Annotated in this window: 17 protein-coding genes; 15 read left to right on the plus strand and 2 right to left on the minus strand. The window is 35.5% G+C overall.

What is annotated here, in order from left to right; all coding sequences use genetic code 11:
- Positions 1-6: 6 nt before the first annotated feature.
- The 10 genes from gyrB (at position 7) to ACQV2T_RS03630 (ending at position 11,790) form a co-directional block, all read left to right on the plus strand.
- Positions 7-1,941, plus strand: a complete 1,935-nt coding sequence (gene gyrB / locus ACQV2T_RS03585) for a DNA topoisomerase (ATP-hydrolyzing) subunit B (RefSeq protein WP_428873047.1) — start codon at positions 7-9, stop codon at positions 1,939-1,941.
- Positions 1,942-1,965: 24 nt separating this feature from the next.
- Positions 1,966-4,479: a DNA gyrase subunit A gene (gene gyrA, locus ACQV2T_RS03590; protein WP_428876492.1), complete on the plus strand. Its 2,514-nt coding sequence runs from the start codon at positions 1,966-1,968 to the stop codon at positions 4,477-4,479.
- A gap of 115 nt (positions 4,480-4,594) precedes the next feature.
- Positions 4,595-4,894 (plus strand): 30S ribosomal protein S6, encoded by a 300-nt coding sequence (gene rpsF, locus ACQV2T_RS03595; protein ID WP_428873049.1) that lies wholly within the window; start codon positions 4,595-4,597, stop codon positions 4,892-4,894.
- A gap of 36 nt (positions 4,895-4,930) precedes the next feature.
- The gene (gene ssb, locus ACQV2T_RS03600) at positions 4,931-5,443 is read left to right on the plus strand and encodes a single-stranded DNA-binding protein (protein WP_428873160.1); all 513 of its coding nucleotides are present in this window, start codon (positions 4,931-4,933) and stop codon (positions 5,441-5,443) included.
- Between the two features lie 23 nt (positions 5,444-5,466).
- Positions 5,467-5,700 carry a 30S ribosomal protein S18 gene (gene rpsR / locus ACQV2T_RS03605; RefSeq protein ID WP_428873050.1) on the plus strand — a complete coding sequence of 78 codons (234 nt, stop codon included), beginning with the start codon at positions 5,467-5,469 and terminating at the stop codon, positions 5,698-5,700.
- Positions 5,701-5,822: 122 nt separating this feature from the next.
- Entirely contained in the window at positions 5,823-7,820 is a 1,998-nt protein-coding gene (locus tag ACQV2T_RS03610; protein WP_428873051.1) for a DHH family phosphoesterase, read from the plus strand.
- Between the two features lie 2 nt (positions 7,821-7,822).
- On the plus strand, positions 7,823-8,275 hold the full coding sequence (rplI, locus tag ACQV2T_RS03615; protein ID WP_428873052.1) for a 50S ribosomal protein L9: 453 nt from the start codon (positions 7,823-7,825) through the stop codon (positions 8,273-8,275).
- 23 nt (positions 8,276-8,298) lie between these two features.
- Positions 8,299-9,678 (plus strand): replicative DNA helicase, encoded by a 1,380-nt coding sequence (gene dnaB, locus ACQV2T_RS03620; RefSeq protein ID WP_428876220.1) that lies wholly within the window; start codon positions 8,299-8,301, stop codon positions 9,676-9,678.
- 69 nt (positions 9,679-9,747) lie between these two features.
- The gene (locus ACQV2T_RS03625) at positions 9,748-10,566 is read left to right on the plus strand and encodes a hypothetical protein (protein WP_428873054.1); all 819 of its coding nucleotides are present in this window, start codon (positions 9,748-9,750) and stop codon (positions 10,564-10,566) included.
- A 33-nt stretch (positions 10,567-10,599) separates the two neighbouring features.
- Positions 10,600-11,790, plus strand: a complete 1,191-nt coding sequence (locus ACQV2T_RS03630; protein ID WP_428875071.1) for an acetyl-CoA C-acetyltransferase — start codon at positions 10,600-10,602, stop codon at positions 11,788-11,790.
- A gap of 375 nt (positions 11,791-12,165) precedes the next feature.
- Here ACQV2T_RS03630 and ACQV2T_RS03635 read toward each other — a convergent pair whose 3' ends face one another.
- Both ACQV2T_RS03635 and ACQV2T_RS03640 read right to left on the minus strand, forming a co-directional pair.
- Positions 12,166-13,023 (minus strand): cation diffusion facilitator family transporter, encoded by an 858-nt coding sequence (locus ACQV2T_RS03635; protein ID WP_428873056.1) that lies wholly within the window; start codon positions 13,021-13,023, stop codon positions 12,166-12,168.
- A gap of 43 nt (positions 13,024-13,066) precedes the next feature.
- On the minus strand, positions 13,067-14,014 hold the full coding sequence (locus ACQV2T_RS03640) for a C39 family peptidase (RefSeq protein WP_428876222.1): 948 nt from the start codon (positions 14,012-14,014) through the stop codon (positions 13,067-13,069).
- A 212-nt stretch (positions 14,015-14,226) separates the two neighbouring features.
- On the opposite strand from ACQV2T_RS03640, the gene ACQV2T_RS03645 reads away from it, so the two are divergent.
- The 5 genes from ACQV2T_RS03645 to gltX all read left to right on the plus strand — a co-directional run bounded on the left by ACQV2T_RS03645 (position 14,227) and on the right by gltX (position 20,413).
- A complete protein-coding gene (locus tag ACQV2T_RS03645; protein WP_428893240.1) occupies positions 14,227-15,696 on the plus strand; it encodes an alpha-amylase in 1,470 nt (489 codons plus the stop codon).
- Positions 15,697-15,817: 121 nt separating this feature from the next.
- Entirely contained in the window at positions 15,818-16,354 is a 537-nt protein-coding gene (locus ACQV2T_RS03650; protein ID WP_428873059.1) for a dUTP diphosphatase, read from the plus strand.
- A 12-nt stretch (positions 16,355-16,366) separates the two neighbouring features.
- The gene (gene radA / locus ACQV2T_RS03655; protein WP_428873060.1) at positions 16,367-17,743 is read left to right on the plus strand and encodes a DNA repair protein RadA; all 1,377 of its coding nucleotides are present in this window, start codon (positions 16,367-16,369) and stop codon (positions 17,741-17,743) included.
- A gap of 29 nt (positions 17,744-17,772) precedes the next feature.
- On the plus strand, positions 17,773-18,867 hold the full coding sequence (locus ACQV2T_RS03660) for a PIN/TRAM domain-containing protein (protein ID WP_428873061.1): 1,095 nt from the start codon (positions 17,773-17,775) through the stop codon (positions 18,865-18,867).
- Between the two features lie 73 nt (positions 18,868-18,940).
- A complete protein-coding gene (gltX, locus tag ACQV2T_RS03665) occupies positions 18,941-20,413 on the plus strand; it encodes a glutamate--tRNA ligase (RefSeq protein ID WP_428881941.1) in 1,473 nt (490 codons plus the stop codon).
- Positions 20,414-20,464 lie beyond the last annotated feature (51 nt).

Below are 20,464 nucleotides of genomic sequence, written 5' to 3' on the forward strand. Positions count from 1 at the left end.
ATACAAATGGCAGAAAATAACGACAAGAAAAATGTAACTCAACCCCAATATGATGCTGAACAAATCCAAGTATTAGAAGGATTGGAAGCTGTCCGTAAACGACCAGGAATGTATATTGGATCTACTGCGAGTACTGGATTACATCATTTAGTTTGGGAAATTGTTGATAATTCTATTGATGAAGCTTTAGCTGGCTATTGTAGTCAAATTGAAGTAGTCATAGAAGCGAATGGTTCTATTTCGGTAACAGATGATGGTCGTGGAATCCCGATCGATATTCAGTCTAAAACAGGCAGACCTGCTGTTGAAACGGTTTACACCGTTTTGCATGCGGGTGGCAAGTTTGGTGGTGGCGGTTATAAAGTTTCAGGTGGTCTCCATGGTGTAGGAGCCTCTGTTGTGAATGCTTTATCAAGCGAACTATCAGTGGAGGTTTCACGTAATGGAAAAGTTCATCAAATTAAGTTTGAAAGAGGAGCTATTGTATCTGAGTTAAAGGTGGTTGGAGAAGCAACGGAAACAGGTACTAAAGTTAATTTTGTACCGGATCCGTCAATCTTTACTGAAACAACGGATTTTAAGTATGAAATATTAAATGAGCGTATCCATGAGCTAGCTTTCTTAAATAAAGGTTTACGCATTTCTTTACAAGATCGACGGATGGATCGCGAAGCTGATGATAGTTATTTATTTGATGGTGGAATTAAATCATACGTTTCTTATCTTAATGAAGACAAGGGATTAATTTTTGATGAACCTATCTATATTGAAGGTGAACAAGATGGTATTGCTGTTGAAATCGCTCTACAATATACAGATGCTTACCAATTAAATTTACTGTCTTTTGCTAATAATATTCACACTTATGAAGGAGGAACACATGAATCAGGTTTTAAAACAGCTTTAACACGGGTTATTAATGACTATGGTCGTAAAAACAACTTACTTAAAGATGGTGATGATAACTTATCTGGAGAGGATACTCGTGAAGGTCTGACAGCTGTTATTTCGGTTAAACATCCAGATCCTCAATTTGAAGGTCAAACTAAGACAAAATTAGGGAATTCTGAAGTACGAACTGTAACAGATCGCCTTTTCTCTCAACATTTTGAAACATTTTTATTGGAAAATCCTAAAGTTGCACGTTTGATTTTAGATAAAGGAATTCTAGCTTCAAAAGCACGAATGGCTGCCAAGCGAGCTAGGGAGATGACCCGTCGTAAATCCGGTTTAGAAATCGCAAACTTACCTGGTAAATTAGCGGATTGTTCTTCTAAAGACGCAGAAAAATGCGAACTATTTATTGTCGAGGGAGATTCAGCAGGTGGTTCGGCTAAACAAGGCCGTTCAAGAATGTATCAGGCTATTTTACCAATTAGAGGGAAAATCTTAAATGTTGAAAAGGCCTCAATGGAGCGTATATTGAGTAACATTGAAATTCGCTCGCTATTTACTGCCATGGGCACTGGTTTTGGAGCAGAATTTGATGTGAGCAAAGCCCGTTATCATAAACTAATCATTATGACCGATGCAGATGTCGATGGTGCGCATATTCGTACGTTATTATTAACGCTTATTTTCCGCTATATGCGTCCTTTGATTGATGCAGGCTATGTTTATATTGCACTTCCGCCACTCTATAAATTAAAAGTTGGTAAAAAAGAGATTTATTTAGATACACATGAGCAATTACTCCAATGGGAAAAAGAAAATCCAAATACTAAGTATTCATTACAAAGGTATAAGGGTCTTGGAGAAATGAATGAAGATCAACTTTGGGAAACAACGATGAATCCTGAAAATCGTCGGATGCAGCGAGTAACTGTTGATGATGCAGTAGAAGCGGATGCAGTGATGTCTATGTTGATGGGAGAAGAAGTAGAACCCCGTCGTGTCTTTATTGAAACAAATGCAGTCTATGTACGTAACTTGGATGTATAGAATTACCCTTGAAAGGAGTTAGTCATGACGGAAGATCATTTTGATGTTAGCAAACAATCTTTTGAAGAAATCAATTTACCTGATGAAATGCGTAATTCATTTTTGGACTATGCTATGTCAGTAATTGTCGCAAGAGCCCTACCAGATGTTCGTGATGGATTAAAACCTGTTCATCGTCGTATTCTATATGGTATGAATGAATTAGGTGTTACACCTGATAAACCACATAAGAAGTCAGCCAGAATTGTTGGGGATGTTATGGGTAAGTATCACCCTCACGGTGACTCTGCAATCTATGAAGCCATGGTAAGGATGGCGCAACCCTTCTCCTACCGCCAAATGTTAGTTGATGGGCACGGTAACTTTGGTTCAGTCGATGGTGATGGTGCAGCTGCAATGCGGTATACTGAAGCTAGAATGGCTAAAATCACTCTAGAAATGTTAAGAGATATTAATAAAGATACAATTGATTTCCAAGAAAACTATTCTCAAGAAGAAAAAGAACCGGTTGTATTACCAAGTCGTTTCCCTAACCTTTTAGTTAATGGAGTTTCTGGTATTGCAGTTGGTATGACAACTAATATACCACCGCATAATTTAGAAGAAGTCATTGACGCTTTACAAATTCTTATGCGTAATCCAGAAGCGACTGTGGATGAATTGATGGAAGCTTTACCGGGTCCTGATTTTCCTACTGGTGGAATTATTGTTGGAAAATCAGGTATTCGCCAAGCTTATCGGACAGGTAAAGGAAAAATCACAATTCGCGGTAAAGTTGAAATTGAATACTTTGGTAATAATCAAGACCGTGAGCGAATTATTATTAAAGAATTACCTTATGGTGTAAATAAAGCTAAATTAGTTGAAAGAATTGCTGAATTGGGTCGTGATAAGCGAATTGATGGTATCTCCTATATTGCTGATGAGTCTGGTCGTGAAGGTATGCGGATTGTAGTTGAAGCACGTCGAGACGCTTCTGCTCATGTTATTCTAAATAACTTATATAAACATACTCCTTTACAGACTAACTTTGGTATTAATATGCTAGCGATTGATTTCGGAGTTCCTAAAATACTAAATTTAAAAGAAATTCTTGAAAAATATTTAGCCCATCAAGTTGAAGTGATTACGCGACGGACTAAATTTGAAAAAGGAAAAGCAGAAGATCGGGCTCACATCTTACAAGGTCTACAAAAAGCCTTAGATGTCATTGATGAGATTATTGCTATTATTCGTTCTTCCCATGATTCAGAAACAGCTAAGCAAGAATTGATTAATCGTTTTGAATTTTCGCAAATTCAAGCACAATCTATTTTAGATATGCGATTGGTTCGCTTAACTGGATTAGAACGAGAAAAAATCGATGCCGAGCTAAAAGATTTACAAGAATTGATTGTTCGCTTGACTGAAATACTTTCTTCTCAAGAAAGAATTTATGAAATTATTCATGATGAATTAAGAGAAATACTTAAGAAATATAATGATCCAAGAAGAACTGAAATCAAATTGGGTGAAATTCAGTCTCTTGAAGATGAAGATTTAATTGATGAGGAAGATATTTTGATTGCTTTAACCACTTCTGGCTATATTAAGCGTATGACTGAAGATGAGTTCCGTGTTCAAAATCGAGGTGGTAGAGGGGTTAAAGGAATGGGAGTGAGTGACGAGGATTCCATTCAAAGCTTAGTTTCTGCCTCCACCCATGATACCCTCCTCTTTTTCACTAATTTTGGTAAGGTTTATCGCGCTAAGGGTTACGATATACCTCAATATGGAAGAACTTCGAAGGGCTTACCTATTATTAACCTCTTAAACTTAGATAAAGAAGAGTATGTAAGAGATATAGTTAATATTCGTAGAGAAGCTGATGATGAAGACACTCATCTCTTGTTTGTTACTAAAAATGGGACCGTTAAGCGTACTTTAGTAAGTGAATACTATAACATTCGTACCAATGGTTTAATTGCTATTAAATTAAGAGAAAATGATCAGTTAGTGAATGTATTAATTACTGATGGACAAAAAAATATTATCATTGGTTCTAATAATGGTTATGCCGTTAGCTTTAATGAAAATGATGTCCGTGATATGGGTCGGACAGCCTCAGGTGTCAGAGGCATGAGACTCCGTTCAGGAGATTATGTTATTGGTGCTGCTATTTTAGATGATGATAAGCAAGTTCTTGTAGTGACAGAAAATGGTTACAGTAAGCGAACTGAATCTAACCAATATGCTATTAAAAACCGAGGCGGTAAAGGTGTAAAAACATCTAATATCTCTCAAAAGAGTGGTAAATTAGCTGGTTTAGTCACTGTTGATGGTGATGAAGATTTACTAATCATGACCAATGAAGGAGTCGTCATTCGTGTTCATATCGATTCGATTTCAACCGCTTCAAGAGATACCTTGGGAGTTAAGGTTATTCGATTAGATGATGATTCTATCGTTGATAAAATTGTTGTCATTGAAAAAAATGAAGAAAATACAGAAGAAGATATGTCGGAATCTGATAATTCAATAGAAAATTCAGAGGAATAGAAAAATTAGATTGATTTCTTAAAAATAGAGTGATAAAATTATTAAATGTGAGTTAATAGCTTAATAGCTTAACTCCTTGCTCTATGGAGCCATTAGACCAAAAGGAGGTGCAGTCATGAGTCAACCAACTAAATATGAAATCCTTTATATTATTCGTCCAGATATGACCGACGAAGCAAAGAAAGAATTAATTGCTCGTTTCGATCAAATCTTAGTCGATCAAGGATCAGAAGTTATCGAATCAAAAGACTGGGCTAAGAAACGTTTAGCATACGAGATCAACGATTATCGTGAAGGTGTTTACCACTTAATTACTTTAACCGCTGATGATGCTAAAGGGATCAACGAGTTCGATCGTCTAGCACGAATCAACCGTGATATCTTACGCCATATGATTACAAAAGTAGAAGAATAATCACTATGTTTCACGTGAAACACTTGTAGGAGGAAAATTATGAATACCGTACAATTAGTTGGGCGTTTAACCAAGGAAATTGATTTACGCTATACTTCTTCAGGAACTCCAGTTGGAAGTTTTACACTAGCTGTAAATCGCAGTTTTACCAATCAACAAGGTGAGCGTGAAGCAGATTTTATTAATTGTGTGATTTGGCGTAAAGCTGCTGAGAATTTAGCTAACTTTACCCGTAAAGGTTCTCAAATTGGAGTCGAAGGTCGTATCCAAACAAGAAGTTATGATAATCAACAAGGACAGAGAGTATATGTTACTGAAGTTGTTGTAAGTAACTTTCACTTATTAGAACCAAAATCAGTGACTGAACAACGTCCAGTTTCCGATGGTAATCAATCATACAAACAACCAAATCAAACGAATCAGTTTAAAGCTCAACCAAATCAAACGAATAGTAATGATTTTAGTTTTAATCAAGACTTCAGTCAAAATAGTAATCCATTTGGTGACAGTCAGAAGGTGGATATTTCTGAAGATGATCTACCATTTTAGAATAATGTAGAGGAGGAAAATGCATGGCACAACGTCGTGGAGGAAGACGTAGAAAAAAAGTTTGTCATTTCTGCGCTAATCATATCGATTATATTGATTACAAAGATACAGATCTTTTAAAAAGATTTATTTCAGAAAAAGGCAAAATTTTACCTCGTCGTGTAACAGGTACTTGCGCAAAGCATCAACGTACATTGACTAATGCAATTAAACGCGCACGGATCATGGCTTTATTACCATTTACCGTTCAAGAATAATATTTGACCACCCTTTGGGTGGTTTTTTTTGTTTCACGTGAAACATTAAGTAATTAATTAGTAGATAGAACATTTCACTTAAATATGATAAAATAAGTGATATTAATACTACGAGGTGTACTGTGTTTAAAAAAATAAAACTAAAAGAATTTTTTGATTACTTCCATTCGCTTCAAATTTCTTGGCAGATTTATTCTATTTTATTAATTTATATAGTTTTAATTGGAGTAGCCTTTAAATTAGAGTGGCGTATAGGTGTATTATTACTAATTTTCCTTAGTATCATCATTCTATTTTTTACCTTTAATATTAAAGGTTTTATTAAGGATTTAACGAAGATGGCGAGTCATATGTCAGAAAATGCTTCTTTAGCGCAAGAATATGCCCTATATAATGCTCCAATAGGAGTAATACTCTATGATCAAGAAGAAAGAGTAACGTGGACTAACCCAGCTATTAAGAAGATTTTTGAACAGGATATTATTGGTGAAAAAATTGAAAAAGTGGATGGGAAATTGACACAAATTCTTGGACAAAGTAATATGAGTCAATGGCAAGAAGTGTCTTTAACTAATGGTTATTACCGAGCCTTACATCATCATGAATATAAAGCACTTTATCTTTATGACATTACACAAGATATCGAAATTCAAAAAGTAATCGGTGAATCCATTTTAGTAATGGGATCTTTATTATTAGATGATTTTGATGATCTCATTTATGCGATGGATGATGAAGCAAGTGCAAAATTTGAATCTGATTTAATCAGTCGTCTTAATCGCTGGGCAGATCATTATCAAATTTACTTAAAGCAAACTGATGAAGATCAGTTTCTACTTTTGTTGAATGAGAGTTCTTTAAATGAACTCGAAAAAGAAAAGTTTGAATCCATTGAAGCTATTAAAGAGTATTATACCAGTCGAAAAATTCCTATATCGCTTTCTCTCGCTTTTTCTTATAGTCGAAATACTCAACAAAATATAATTGAAGTTTCCAAGCAGGTTAAATCCAACCTAGACTTAGCACTAGGTCGTGGCGGAGACCAAGTTGTTATTCGTGAAATAGAAGGAAAAGCAAGGTTCTATGGCGCAAAGACTAGTTTTACAGAAAACCGTTCGGATATACGCAGTAAAATGTTTTTCCAGGCGCTTAAAAGTACGGTATTGACTTATGATCGAATTTTAATTAGTGGACATCAGTCACCAGACTTAGATTCAATTGGTTCAGCCTTAGCTGTCAGACAAATTGTAAAATCTTTTGATCGCCAAGCCAAAATTCTGATTGATAGAGATGAACTCAACCAAGATATAAAAGGGATTATTAATAATGAGTACTTCGAGAAGTCTGATGAAGAAGTTTTCATTGAAGAAGCAGATTTAGATAACTACTTAAATGAAAAAACTTTACTAATTTTGGTAGACCATCACCGAGCGATGATTTCACAAGCTGAGTCTATCTTTTTTGACTACGATATTGTTATCATTGATCACCATCGCCAGGCAGAAGAATTCCCCAAAAATTGTGTGCTAAGTTATTTAGAACCTTCGGCTTCATCAGCGGTCGAATTACTCACGGAATACTTTAGTGTGATGGATGAAAAGGAAAATGCAATTGATGAAATGCTTGCAACAGTTATGCTAGCTGGTATAATTATTGATACCAATCAATTTTCTTTAAGGACCGGGTCGAGAACTTTTGAAGCAGCGGCATATTTAAAGTCTATGGGTGCAGATAATATAAAAATTAAGCATCTGTTAAAAGAAAGTTTAGAAAGCATTAAAATTAAAAATCGCTTGATTGAGAACACTGAAATAATCGATAAGGTCTTTGCGGTAACAGTAACGGATGAAGATATAGTAGTGGACAATGTCTTAGCTTCTCAAACAGCTGATGATTTGTTAGGAATTGATCAAATTGAAGCTTCATTTGTTATTTATAAACGCCATGAGAACGAAATAGGTATTTCAGCTAGAAGCTTGGGTAAAATAAATGTCCAAGTTATTATGGAAAAGCTTGGAGGTGGAGGTCATTTATCTAACGCAGCAACACAGATAAAAGACCAAACAATCCAAGAAGTAGAAGAACAATTAATTAAGGTAATTAATGTTAAGGAGGACTAAAAATGAAAGTCATTTTGTTAGAAGATGTTCGTAAGCAAGGTAAAAAGGGTCAGATTATAAATGTTTCAGATGGTTATGCTAATAATTACTTAATTAAAAATGGTTTAGCAAAAGTAGCTGATGCTAAAGCAATGAGTGAATTCAAAGCACAAAAGAAAGCTCAAGCAAAGTTGGAAGCGGAAGCATTGCAAGAGGCAAAAGATTTAAAAGTACAAATTGAAAAAGAAGAAACCATCGTTATTATTTCAGCTAAATCAGGTGAAGATGGTCGTTTATTTGGAACCATCCCTTCTAAACAAATAGCACAAGAATTAAAGAAACAATACGACATAGAAGTAGATAAACGTAAAATTGAGTTAGAAAATAACCTTTCATCCTTAGGTTTCCACAATGTTCCGGTTAAATTGCACACCGAAGTAATAGCAACTATTCGTGTAAAAGTCGAAGCAGTTTAGATAAAATATAAAGAGGTGAGACGATGGATATTTCGCAAATGAATCAGATGCAAGCACCTCAAAATATTGAAGCAGAAAGATCTGTCTTAGGTGGTCTTTTATTAGATCCAAAGAAATTAGCAACTGTTCAAACACTTTTACAAGAGCAGGACTTTTATAAAGTAGCCCATCAGCAAATTTTTGCAGCTATGGAGAGAGTTTTTGATCGCGACAATACCTTAGACCATTTGATGTTAAAGAATCAATTAGATGCTTTGGATCAACTAGAAAATGTCGGAGGCTATGAATATATTGTTGAACTAACAGGTTTCACTCCGACCACTGCTAATATTGAAAATTATGCCAGAATTGTTAAAGAAAAATCTATACTGCGACAACTCATTCATGCATCATCGAAAATTTCTCAAGTTGCTTATGATGAAGAACATGCAATAGAAGAGATCATCGATCAAAGTGAAAAGTTAATTTTATCAATAGGAGAAGGCTCTCAGAGTAATAGACCTCAAATGATGAGGCAATTGATAGCCGAGGCTTTTGATAATATCGTAAAATTAGCAGAGGAAAAACGTGATGTTGTTGGTCTTCCTACTGGTTATCATGAGCTGGACAAATTAACTAGTGGTTTTCAACCCGATCAGTTAGTTATTATTGCCGCTAGACCTTCTGTTGGTAAAACAGCATTTGCCTTAAATATAGCACAGAATGTCGCAACTAAATCTAAGGTTCCAGTTGTAATTTTCTCCTTAGAGATGGGTGCATTAGACATGGTATATCGGATGATTTGTGCAGAAGGAAGTATACATGCATCGAATCTACGAACAGGGCAATTGACGGATGATGAATGGAAAAGTTTCACGGTAGCAACTGATATATTAAGAGAAGCTCCTATTTATATTGATGACTCAGCTGGTATACGTGTTTCAGAAATTAGGGCTAAGTGTCGTCGTTTAAAACAAGAAAATCCTGATTTAGGTTTAATCGTCATTGACTATTTACAACTTATTGATGGAAATGGAAGAGAAAACCGCCAACAAGAAGTCTCAGAAATTTCGCGTCAGTTAAAGAAACTATCTAAGGAATTATCGGTTCCAGTAATTGCCTTATCACAACTTTCTCGTGGTCTGGAACAAAGGCAAAATAAGCGACCTATTTTAAGTGATATTCGCGAGTCGGGTTCAATTGAACAAGATGCAGATATTGTCGCTTTTCTTTACCGTGAGGATTATCACCAGCAAAATGGTGATGCAGACGAAGGACACAAGGACGATTTACCAGATAATACGGTAGAAGTAATTATTGCTAAAAATAGAGCAGGTGCAAGAGATACTGTCAAACTACTTTTTAAAAAAGAGTATAATAAGTTTTCAAGTTTATCCTATCAAAAAGAACCTTTTACTGTATAATATAGTAAAAGGTTCTTTTGTTATTTGACAAAGAGTAGTGATTTGAAAGATAGAATACGAGGAGATAATATGGAAGAATATTTAACAGCCCAGGAATTTGCTGATGAATTAGAAGTTACTCGACAATTGATCTATTATCATGCAAAAAAGATTCCTAATGAGGAGAAAGTGTATAATGAAGAAAACAGATTGGTTTTTACAAAAGAACAGCAAAAGCTATTAAAATCTTTTATGACAGATACATTTGACACTCAAATAGAAGAAACAGTCAAAGCCAAAGCCGAAAATAAAAATGAAGTGACAAAAGAAAAAAGTCAGAATTATGAAGAAAGTATAAAAGATAAACCAGGTGAGGAAAATACTGAATCCCTAGATCATTTGACAGAACTCAAGCGTGATTTTTCTTATGATCCTGAACTGGCGAAGCAAATCTCAATTGTCCTTGAAAATGAGCGTGACTCAAAAAACGAAAAGTCAAGTGAAAACGAAGAAGTAAAAGAAAAAGGCTCTTCAAATACTATAAAAAAAAATCTGATGTCAGATGATACGGATCTAAAAAAACAGCAACAAGCCATTAGAACTTATATTGAAAAGACTGTCAAAGAACAACTGAAAGAAAAATGGTTGAAGGATGAAAAAGAAAGAAATGTTCTTATTAATGAACTAAAAGAAAAAAATAAACAAATTAATGATTTACTGCAATTAGTCGACCAGCAACAGCAGCTAATGCTCTTGACAGAAAAGAAGAATAATCATTTAATAGAGACTATTGAACATCTGGGAATAGAAGATAAAGTAGCTCAATCGATGAAAGTCTCTTCGGATGAAGATGATGAACAAAACGAATCAATTAAGTCAAAGTCATGGTTGCAAAGGTTATTTAGCTAATTTTATTCGCAGTAAGAAATTTAGGAGGATTTTATGAATTTAGAGGAAGTAGTGATTGTTTCAGCAAATCGAACAGCTATAGGAAGATTTGGCGGCAGTTTGAAAGATGTTTCGGCAGTGGAAATGACTAGTCAGTTACTCAAAAGGATGCTTGATAATATCACTCTCGATCCTTCTTTAGTTGATGAAGTTTTCATGGGAAATGTCTTGTCCGCAGGTTTAGGTCAAAACGTTGCTCGTCAAATAGCTATTCAATCTGGTATTAGTTTCAAAACACCTGCTACAACTATCAATCAAGTTTGCGGATCCGGAATGAAAGCTGTTATGTTAGCTAGCCAGTCTATTATGACAGGTGAAAATGAAATTGTGGTGGCGGGGGGTTGTGAAAATATGAGTCAAGCCCCTCATATTCTTTCCAATCATCGCTGGGGCTCCAAGCTAGGCAATGATAGGGTAGTGGATACTTTAGTTTTTGATGGTTTGACTGATGCTTTTGAAGGTTATCACATGGGAGTAACCGCTGAAAACTTGGCTGAAAAATATCAAATCAGTCGCGAAGAACAAGATGAATTTGCGTTAAGCAGTCAAAAGAAAGCTGAAAAAGCTTATTCTTCTGGTCGGTTTAAGCAAGAAATTATTCCTATTGTCCAAATGAAGCGTGGTCAAGAAGTTGTTTTTGAAGAGGATGAAAATATTCGCATGGGACAAACTCTTGCCGACTTAGAAAAATTGAAACCAGTATTTAAAGAGAATGGGACTGTGACTGCAGGCAATTCCTCAACTATTAATGATGGTGCTGCTGTCTTACTCCTAATGTCTAAGCGTAAAGCGAAAGAGTTAGGACTAGAAATAATGGCTAGTATTCGTTCAATAGGTAAAGCAGGCGTTGAACCCTCTTTAATGGGAACAGGACCTATTCCAGCTACTCAAAATGCTTTAAATAATGTCGGTTTAACCATTGAAGATATGGATTTAATCGAAGGAAATGAAGCATTCGCAGTCCAATCTTTAGTAGTCAATCGAGAATTAGGAATTAAGGACGAAATCATTAATGTTAATGGAGGAGCTATTGCTTTAGGGCATCCAATTGGCTGTAGTGGAGCGAGAATTCTTGTCACCCTGATTCACGAAATGAAGATACGTAATGTGGAAAGAGGATTAGCGACCTTATGTATAGGTGGCGGACAAGGAAATGCTGTCATAATAGAAAGAACGCGAGCATAATTTTACAAAAAATAAAGGGGCTGGGACAAAAGCCTTGAATAATTAAAGAAAGTCCGGTCAACGAGACAATCGTTAATCGGACTTTTTCTTTAAAAATATAAACCATGTCTTTCGATCAAGCCGACACCTTCCTGGAAGCCCTCGTTACGATTGAGAAGCGTTTGTAAACGTAAAAGAAAAAGCGAAGTTAGATTTTACTCGCCACCCCCTTTGCGATAAAGATAAGGTGAAGATCGAAGTCAAGCTGATATTTGTGGTCAATAATCTACGTAAATACGCAAAGTAGCGAGCCTAGATTGGAAAGTCACTTTCCAATCTAGGCTCGCTGAAAATTTTGAGGCGGCTGAGAAGCCCTTTTGTTCCAGCCGCTTTAATTTATTCATAGGGTTCAACATGAATGTCGATATCTTTAATTTGAAATTGATCTTGTAAGATAGCTTCGATTTCTTCTGTAATACAATGTGATTGATAGACGGACATACTCGGATCTAAAGCAATGGTAACATCTAAATAGATCTGTTGTGTAGCCATTCTTGCGCGAATGGAATTAATAGCAATCACATCAGGGTGGGAGAGAATACATTTTTCATAAATTAATAATGTTTCAGGGTCAAATCCATCTGATAAAGTAAAAGTCGATTCTTTAAAGACTTCAAAGGCAGACAGTATAATAATAATGCCCACTGTAATTGAAAGAAACGTATCGATAATAGGAAAGCCCCAGCTGACACATAAACTTCCGATAAGAGTTGCTATTGAAATAAGTAAGTCACCTTGCATATCCTTAGCAGTAGCTTTTAAACCGACAGAATTTGATTGGGTGGCTAATTTTTTTAAATAGGACTTCGTTAAAGTCAGAATTACGATTGAAAGAAGTGTAGTAAGAAGAACTTGTTGGCTTGTTTGTGAATAGTCTTTGGAAAAAAGTTGACTCATTCCTGAAAGAATTACTTGAAAGCCAATTGTGAACATTAGCAAAGAGACAATGAAACTGGATATAATTTCGTATTTTTCATGTCCAAATTTATGGTTATGATCAGCAGGCTTCTTTGCTAAATATAATCCAATCCACACAGCAGAAGAGGCAATAATGTCTGATAAGTTATTCAGACCATCAGCTTGTAAAGAATTTGCTTTAAAGATTGAAGCGGTAGTTAACTTGATTGTTGTCAGTAATAAATAAACTGTAATTCCAATCACTGCACCTTTGGAAGCGAGTTTGTAATTATTCATAAAGATTGAAAACTCCTAACGGTTTATTTCTATGAAATTAAATTTAATCATTATAAAAAGACCAGTAGTTTAATCCTTCATCTAGCAAAATTTGCTCATTAATGGGCTGGAAACTATACATTTTTTCAGGATTATCATTGGGATCATTGACATAGACATAGCCAGGTTCATAGCCACGAATTACGATAATGTGACCTACATCGGTAAAGAAACCAGGTTTGACAGATGCAATTACCACTTGGCCTTTTTGGACAGCTTCCATAGCAGAGTAAAAATTATTACCATGATTATAAAAATTAAATCCGTGATCGGTTGCATAATCTGAAAATATAGTCCAGGAGGTACCCTCATTTTCGAAAAAATAATCGTGACCGGACCATTCAAGCACTTCTTCTGGCTCAACCAATCGGTTGGATAGATAAGAATATACCATGGCTAAAGATACGATTGCACAACCATTGTCACCTAAAGTATCTTGTTGACTAGCGCCATAATCGATGTCTGAATAAAGGGGTGACTTTTGTAAAATTAATGGAACATCCATTTGTAAATAAGAGTTTTTACTAGCGAAGGAAGGCTGATCAGGGAGAAAGAGGGTTCCTTCTCTTTCAATACTCATCTGGTTCTCATTGATGGCTTGTACAATATCTTGTTGAGCACTCATAATATTTCCTTGATAATCTGTTCTTATAATATCAGCAATCGATTCTTGAACATCTTGAATGGAAGCTGTTTTGGAACCATATTTATTTAATTCAAGGGCCAGCATTTTTTCTTCTTCTGTAGCTGTTTCTTCATTAATGGTTTCATTTTTTACACTCGGTAATTTTTTTTTAATTAGTGCTTGATTGGATGTTGTAACTTTCTCTGGACTGGTATTTTCTTTTGTAGAAAGATGGTTTAAGTAGAAAGTTAAGCTTAGACTTAATAGGATGGTTATAAGGGATAAGAAGGCTGCAAGACGATTTATTTTGTCTTGAAATGAATGCATGGTTTTCCTCCTCAATGGAGCATTACTCCGTAAATTCTTGTTTATGATAGCATAAATTATAAGGGAAACCTATCGAAAAACAAAACTAAAAAATTTGTAATCATATCGCAATTAGGTAAATTTAAATTCTAAATGAGAATCTCTAAGAGCTTATTTGTGACTATTTTTAAGTCCTGTGTTTTAATGGAAGAGTATATAAAGGAGAGAGTACAGTGGAAAAAAATAACTTATTGATGCAGTATTTTGAATGGTATCTGCCTAATGAAGGAAAACATTGGATAAACTTACAAAATGATGTAGATCACTTGTATGAAATAGGTGTGGATCATATCTGGCTTCCTCCTTTTTGTAAAGCCACTTCTATTAATGATGTGGGATATGGAGTCTATGATCTTTGGGATTTGGGCGAGTTTGATCAAGCAGGAAATGTGCGCACTAAGTATGGTAAAAAGGAAGACTTATTGAAGGCTATTCAATTACTCAAACAAAAAGATATTCTACCAATTGCTGATCTTGTGATTAATCATAAGGCTTATGCAGATGGTAAAGAAAAATTTCATGTGATGAAAGTGAATCCTGAAAACCGTCAAGAAATGATTTCTGATCCTTATGAAATTGAAGGTTGGACCCATTTCTATTTTCCAGGTAGAGCGAATAAATACTCAGATTTTGAATGGCACTGGTACCATTTTAGTGGCATTGATTATGATGCGACTAATAATGAAGAGGGTGTTTATTTAATTTTAGGCGACGAAAAAGGTTGGGCTGATGATCAATCGGTAGATAGTACCTATGGTAATTATGATTATCTGATGTTTGCTGATATTGATTTTTCTCATCCTGAAGTAAACGAACATATCAAACAGTGGTTAAAATGGATGGTGAATGAAACGGGAGTTAAAGGTTTACGCTTCGATGCATTAAAACATATTGATTCTCACTATATAAAAGAACTCTGTGAAGAAATTAATTTTACACAAGGTGATGATTTTTATTTAATTGGTGAATATTGGAATCCTGATCTTGAAAAAAAATTAGATTATTTAGAATCGATTAATTATCAGTTAGATCTCTTTGATGTAGGCTTACATATGAATTTATACCAAGCCAGTCAAGCGAGTAATCAGTATGATTTAAGTAAAATTTTTGCAGGAAGCTTAGTTAAGGACAATCCATTAGTCAGTGTAACATTTGTTAATAATCACGACACACAACTAGGACAATCTCTTGAGTCTCAAGTCGAAGAATGGTTTATACAACATGCCTATGCTTTAATTCTTTTGCGTCAGCAAGGACTTCCTACTCTCTTTTATGGCGATTATTATGGAGTACAAAATGGAGAGAAGTCCCCATCCTATCAAGAGCAAATCGATCCTTTACTACACTTGCGAAAATATCATACTTACGGAGAGCAAGTGGATTACTTTGACCATCGAAATACCGTAGGCTGGACTTGTCTAGGAACACAAGAACATCCCTACGGGATAGCAGTAGTGATGACTAATAGTGAGGCAGGTTTTAAAGAGATGAGTATGGGTGAATTGAATGCAGGAGCTATTTATGTTGATTATCTAAATAATCACTCAGGCAAAGTAGAATTAGATGAGCAAGGAAAAGGATTTTTCCCAGTTAATCAAGCCTCAGTATCTGTTTGGATTGATGAAAAAGCTATATGGGACTAGTGAAATAAGATAAATTTAAAACTATTAAAGATAGATATATCTAAAAGAATCACGTATAATATTATTAAGCGTTTTCATATAAACGGCTTATTTAGCATGGGAATGAAAGGATGTGAATAAAATGGAAAAGAAAAATCGGGGTTTTGAAGTTATCCGTTCGTATAAGGATAAAGCGATTCGAATTCCTCAACGGCAAACCAAGTACTCAGCTGGCTATGACATTGAAGCTGCCGAAACGGTTGTACTTCCTTCCTTTTGGAAACAGTCTGTTTATTATTTAATACATAATACCTTTTTAATGATTAAGGGTCAGGAAACCATGAAGGAAGATGACTTATGGCAGGCTACTTTAGTTCCAACGGGTTTAAAGGCCTACATGATGGAAAACGAATATTTGAAGATTGTTAATCGCTCGTCGGGAAGTTATAAGCACCAAACAACCCTACCTAATGGTATTGGTATTATTGATCAAGATTATTATAATAATGAAAAAAATGAAGGACATATATATATTCAACTTATTAATTATGGCTTGAAGGATCGAACCATTCATAAGGGTGAAAGGATTGCTCAAGGAATTTTTTCTAAATTTCTACAAGTAGATGACGATCAAGTAGTTAATAGTGATCGACAGGGTGGTTTTGGGTCATCTGGTTAAGGGAGTGATTGAATGGCAAAAAATAAGGTAATGTATGAGTGTTTAGCTTGTGGCTATGAGTCACCTAAGTGGTTAGGAAAATGTCCAAATTGTGGCAGTTGGAATCAAATGGAAGAACAATTGGTCCCTACAACCACTACTTCAACTACTTTGACTCATACATCACAATCAATGGTCGGCAAAGCCACTCAATTGGATCAAATTCCAAGTCAAGTTGAAGAAAGAATTAATACAAAAATGGGAGAGTTCGATCGAGTATTAGGCGGGGGAATTGTTCCAGGTGGTTTAGTTTTAATTGGAGGCGATCCTGGAATCGGGAAATCGACTTTATTACTTCAGGTATCCATTCGCTTAGCTAATTTGAAACAGCGGGTCCTTTATGTTTCTGGTGAAGAAAGTTTAACCCAAATTAAACTCAGAGCTGAAAGACTGGCATTAAGTGGTAAAGATTTTTATTTATTATCTGATACGGACTTGGGTAATATTGTGACTCAAATTCAAGAAGTGAATCCTGAAATCGTAGTCATCGATTCTATTCAAACGATGGCATCACCAGACAATCAAGGCTTAGTGGGATCTGTTTCTCAGTTACGGGCAGCGACTAATATTTTGATGCGAATAGCCAAAGACCATAAAATTGCTATTTTTATAGTTGGCCATGTAACTAAAGAAGGCAATATAGCGGGACCTAGAATGTTGGAACATATGGTAGATGCGGTTTTATACTTTGAAGGTGAAAAACATAATCGCTTCAGAATCTTAAGGGCTGTAAAAAACCGATACGGATCTACCAATGAGATTGGCGTCTTTGAAATGATTGATACAGGTTTAGTAGAAGTAACCAACCCCTCAGAGTTATTCTTAGAGGAGAGGATAGAAGGTGCTACCGGATCCACAGTTGTTGCTGCCATGGAAGGGACGCGAACGGTATTAGCTGAAATCCAATCATTAATGACTCCGACGGTGTTTGGTAACGCCAAACGCACCGCATCAGGAATAGAGTACCAACGTATATCGCTCTTATTAGCAGTCATGGAGAAACATTGTGGTCTTTTAGTTCAAAACCAAGATGCTTTTTTTAAAACGACTGGAGGGGTTCGCTTAGATGAACCCGCCATTGATTTAGCCATAGCTGTAAGCATTGCTTCTAGCTATTGGAATCGAGAAGTGAGAGTAGATGATGTCTTTATTGGTGAGATTGGTCTAACTGGAGAAATTAGAAGAGTCAATCAGATTGAAGAACGAATTAAGGAAGCAAGTAAATTAGGCTTTAAGCGTGTTTTTATCCCTTATAATAATCAATCGCATCTAAAACAACTGGACCTATCGATTGAAGTCATCCCAGTTAAAACGATCAAACAAGCTATTTCAATCGTTTTTCCTAAATAATTGAAAATTCTTACAAAGGAGGTGAAAAAATGATAAAAAAAATGACGATTAGTGTATCAATGATTGTTGGCTTAAGTTTTGGCTATACTTTAGGAGCAGAAATTTGGCGTAGTCTTCGCTTATACCATCAATTATTAATCAATCCTTTTGTGAATAGTATGATTTTCGGACTTATTTTTATGTTATTAGGTATTTTACTTGCGCCGCTTTTTGAACAATTAATTCATAAATTACTATCTATTTTGGAAAAGCAGTCAACGCCAAATCTGTTATTCGGTGCTTTAGGCATTTTATTAGGACTATTAATCGGTTATTTACTTTCGTTGCCGATTGGGTCTTTAGATATCCCTTTCTTATCGAGTACAATGCCGCTTGTTCTGACTGTTTTAGGGGGAATGATTGGTTATCAAATGATGATCAATCGCCGAGATGAAGTCTTACATCTCTTTACAAAATCTGGCCAAAAACTACAATCTGCTTCTTTTGAATTGAATAAAAAACCTAAACAAAGCGAAGTCAAAGCAGGTCAAAGATTGAAGATATTAGACACTAGTGTAATTATTGATGGAAGAATAGCAGAAGTGGTTCAAACAGGCTTTATAGAAGGAAGTTTATTAGTTCCAAAATTTGTCTTATCTGAATTGCAACATATTGCAGATGCTTCTGATTCTTTAAAAAGGGCAAAAGGTAGACGTGGGTTAGATATTCTAAACCTTTTACAAAAGTCTTCCAAAATAAATATTGATTTTTTTGAAGGAGACTATGCGGATATCGAAGAAGTCGATGCGAAATTAGTAAGGCTAGCTAAAGATTTAAATGCGATCTTGGTAACCAATGATTACAATTTAAATAAAGTTTCAGAATTTCAAAATGTTCCTGTCTTGAACATTAATGAGTTAGCCAATGCGGTAAAACCAGAAGTGTTACCTGGTGAGGAAATGCAAGTTCAAATTATAAAAGCAGGAACCGAACGCCGCCAAGGGGTGGCCTATCTTGATGATGGCACCATGGTAGTGGTTGAGGATGGCCAAAATTATATTAATAAGCATTTAAATGTAGTAGTTACTTCATCTTTGCAAACAGCTGCTGGTAGAATGATTTTTGCTAAAATTTTTGAAAATTAAGAGCATTTGAATCTCATTAGATGAAGGAGTACAATAGCTTTTGTAGACTAGATGGAATTAAAGGAGAAATACAATGAGCGATAAAATTCGTGTGCGTTATGCACCAAGCCCTACGGGCGATTTACACATTGGGAATGCGAGAACAGCTTTGTTTAATTATCTATATGCACGTTCACAAGATGGAACGTTTATCATTCGGACAGAAGATACAGATACAAAACGTAATCTAGAACATGGTGAACAAAGCCAATTAGACAATCTAACTTGGCTAGGTATTGATTGGGACGAATCCCCGGTTAATCCTGGTGAATATGGTCCTTACAGACAATCAGAGCGTTTGCATATCTATCAACCCTTGATTGATGACTTATTAGCTCGTGACTTGGCTTATAAATGCTATATGACTGAAGAAGAGTTAGAAGCAGAAAGAGAAGAACAAAAGGCTCGTGGAGAAATGCCTCATTATGGGGGAAAACATGCCCACTTAACCAAGGAAGAACAAGAAACTTTTGAAGCTGAGGGCCGTCAGCCTGTTGTTCGTTTTAGAGTACCAGCAAATGTTACTTATCAATTTGATGATATTGTAAAAGGGCCTGTAAGCTTTGAATCGAAAAATATTTCAGGCGATTGGGTAATTCAAAAGAGAGACGGTATGCCTACTTATAACTTTGCTGTAACTGTGGATGATCATATGATGAAGATCACTCATGTTTTACGTGGAGATGACCATATTGCGAACACCCCTAAACAAATGATGATTTATGATGCTTTTGATTGGGAATATCCAGAATTTGGTCATATGACATTAATTATTAATGCCGAAACTAATAAAAAGTTATCTAAACGTGATGGTGGAATCCTACAATTTATTGAGCAATACCGTAACTTAGGTTATTTACCAGAGGCTTTGTTTAACTTTATTGCCTTATTAGGTTGGTCACCAAAAGGTGAAGAAGAAATCTTCTCGCCACAAGAGTTAGTGGAACAATTTGACCCAGAACGTCTATCAACTTCTCCTGCTTCATTTGATAAGAAGAAATTAGAATGGATTAACAACACTTACATGAAAGCAGCAGATCTTGAGACAGTGGTAGACTATGCATTACCTCATTTACAAAAAGCAGGAAAAGTAAGTGCTGATCCTAATGCAGAAGAATTAGCCTGGGTTAAAAAGCTAGTTAGCTTATACCATGAGCAAATTTCTTATGGTGCTGAGATTGTTGAAGCATCTAGCTTATTCTTCAATGATAAGTTAGAGCTGAGTGAGGAAGCAAAAGAAATTATGCAAGCTGAGAGTGCTTCAACAGTCGTTCAAGCTATGCAAAGCAAATTACAGGCTTTGTCAGATGAAGATTTTGTAGCTAGCAATATCAAACCATTGACTAAGGAAATTCAAAAGGAAACAGGTATTAAAGGGAAAAACCTCTTTATGCCAATCCGAATTGCGGTTTCTGGTCAAATGCATGGTCCAGAATTGCCGGATATGATTGAAGTACTAGGCAAGAAAAAAGCCTTAGACCATATTCAGCAAGTTTTATCGCTTTAGTGAATACAAAGTGGAAACCGATGGTTTCCACTTTTGTTTGAGAGCTTTTTC

Source organism: Facklamia sp. P13069 (assembly GCF_050409405.1).
Lineage (GTDB): Bacteria > Bacillota > Bacilli > Lactobacillales > Aerococcaceae > Facklamia.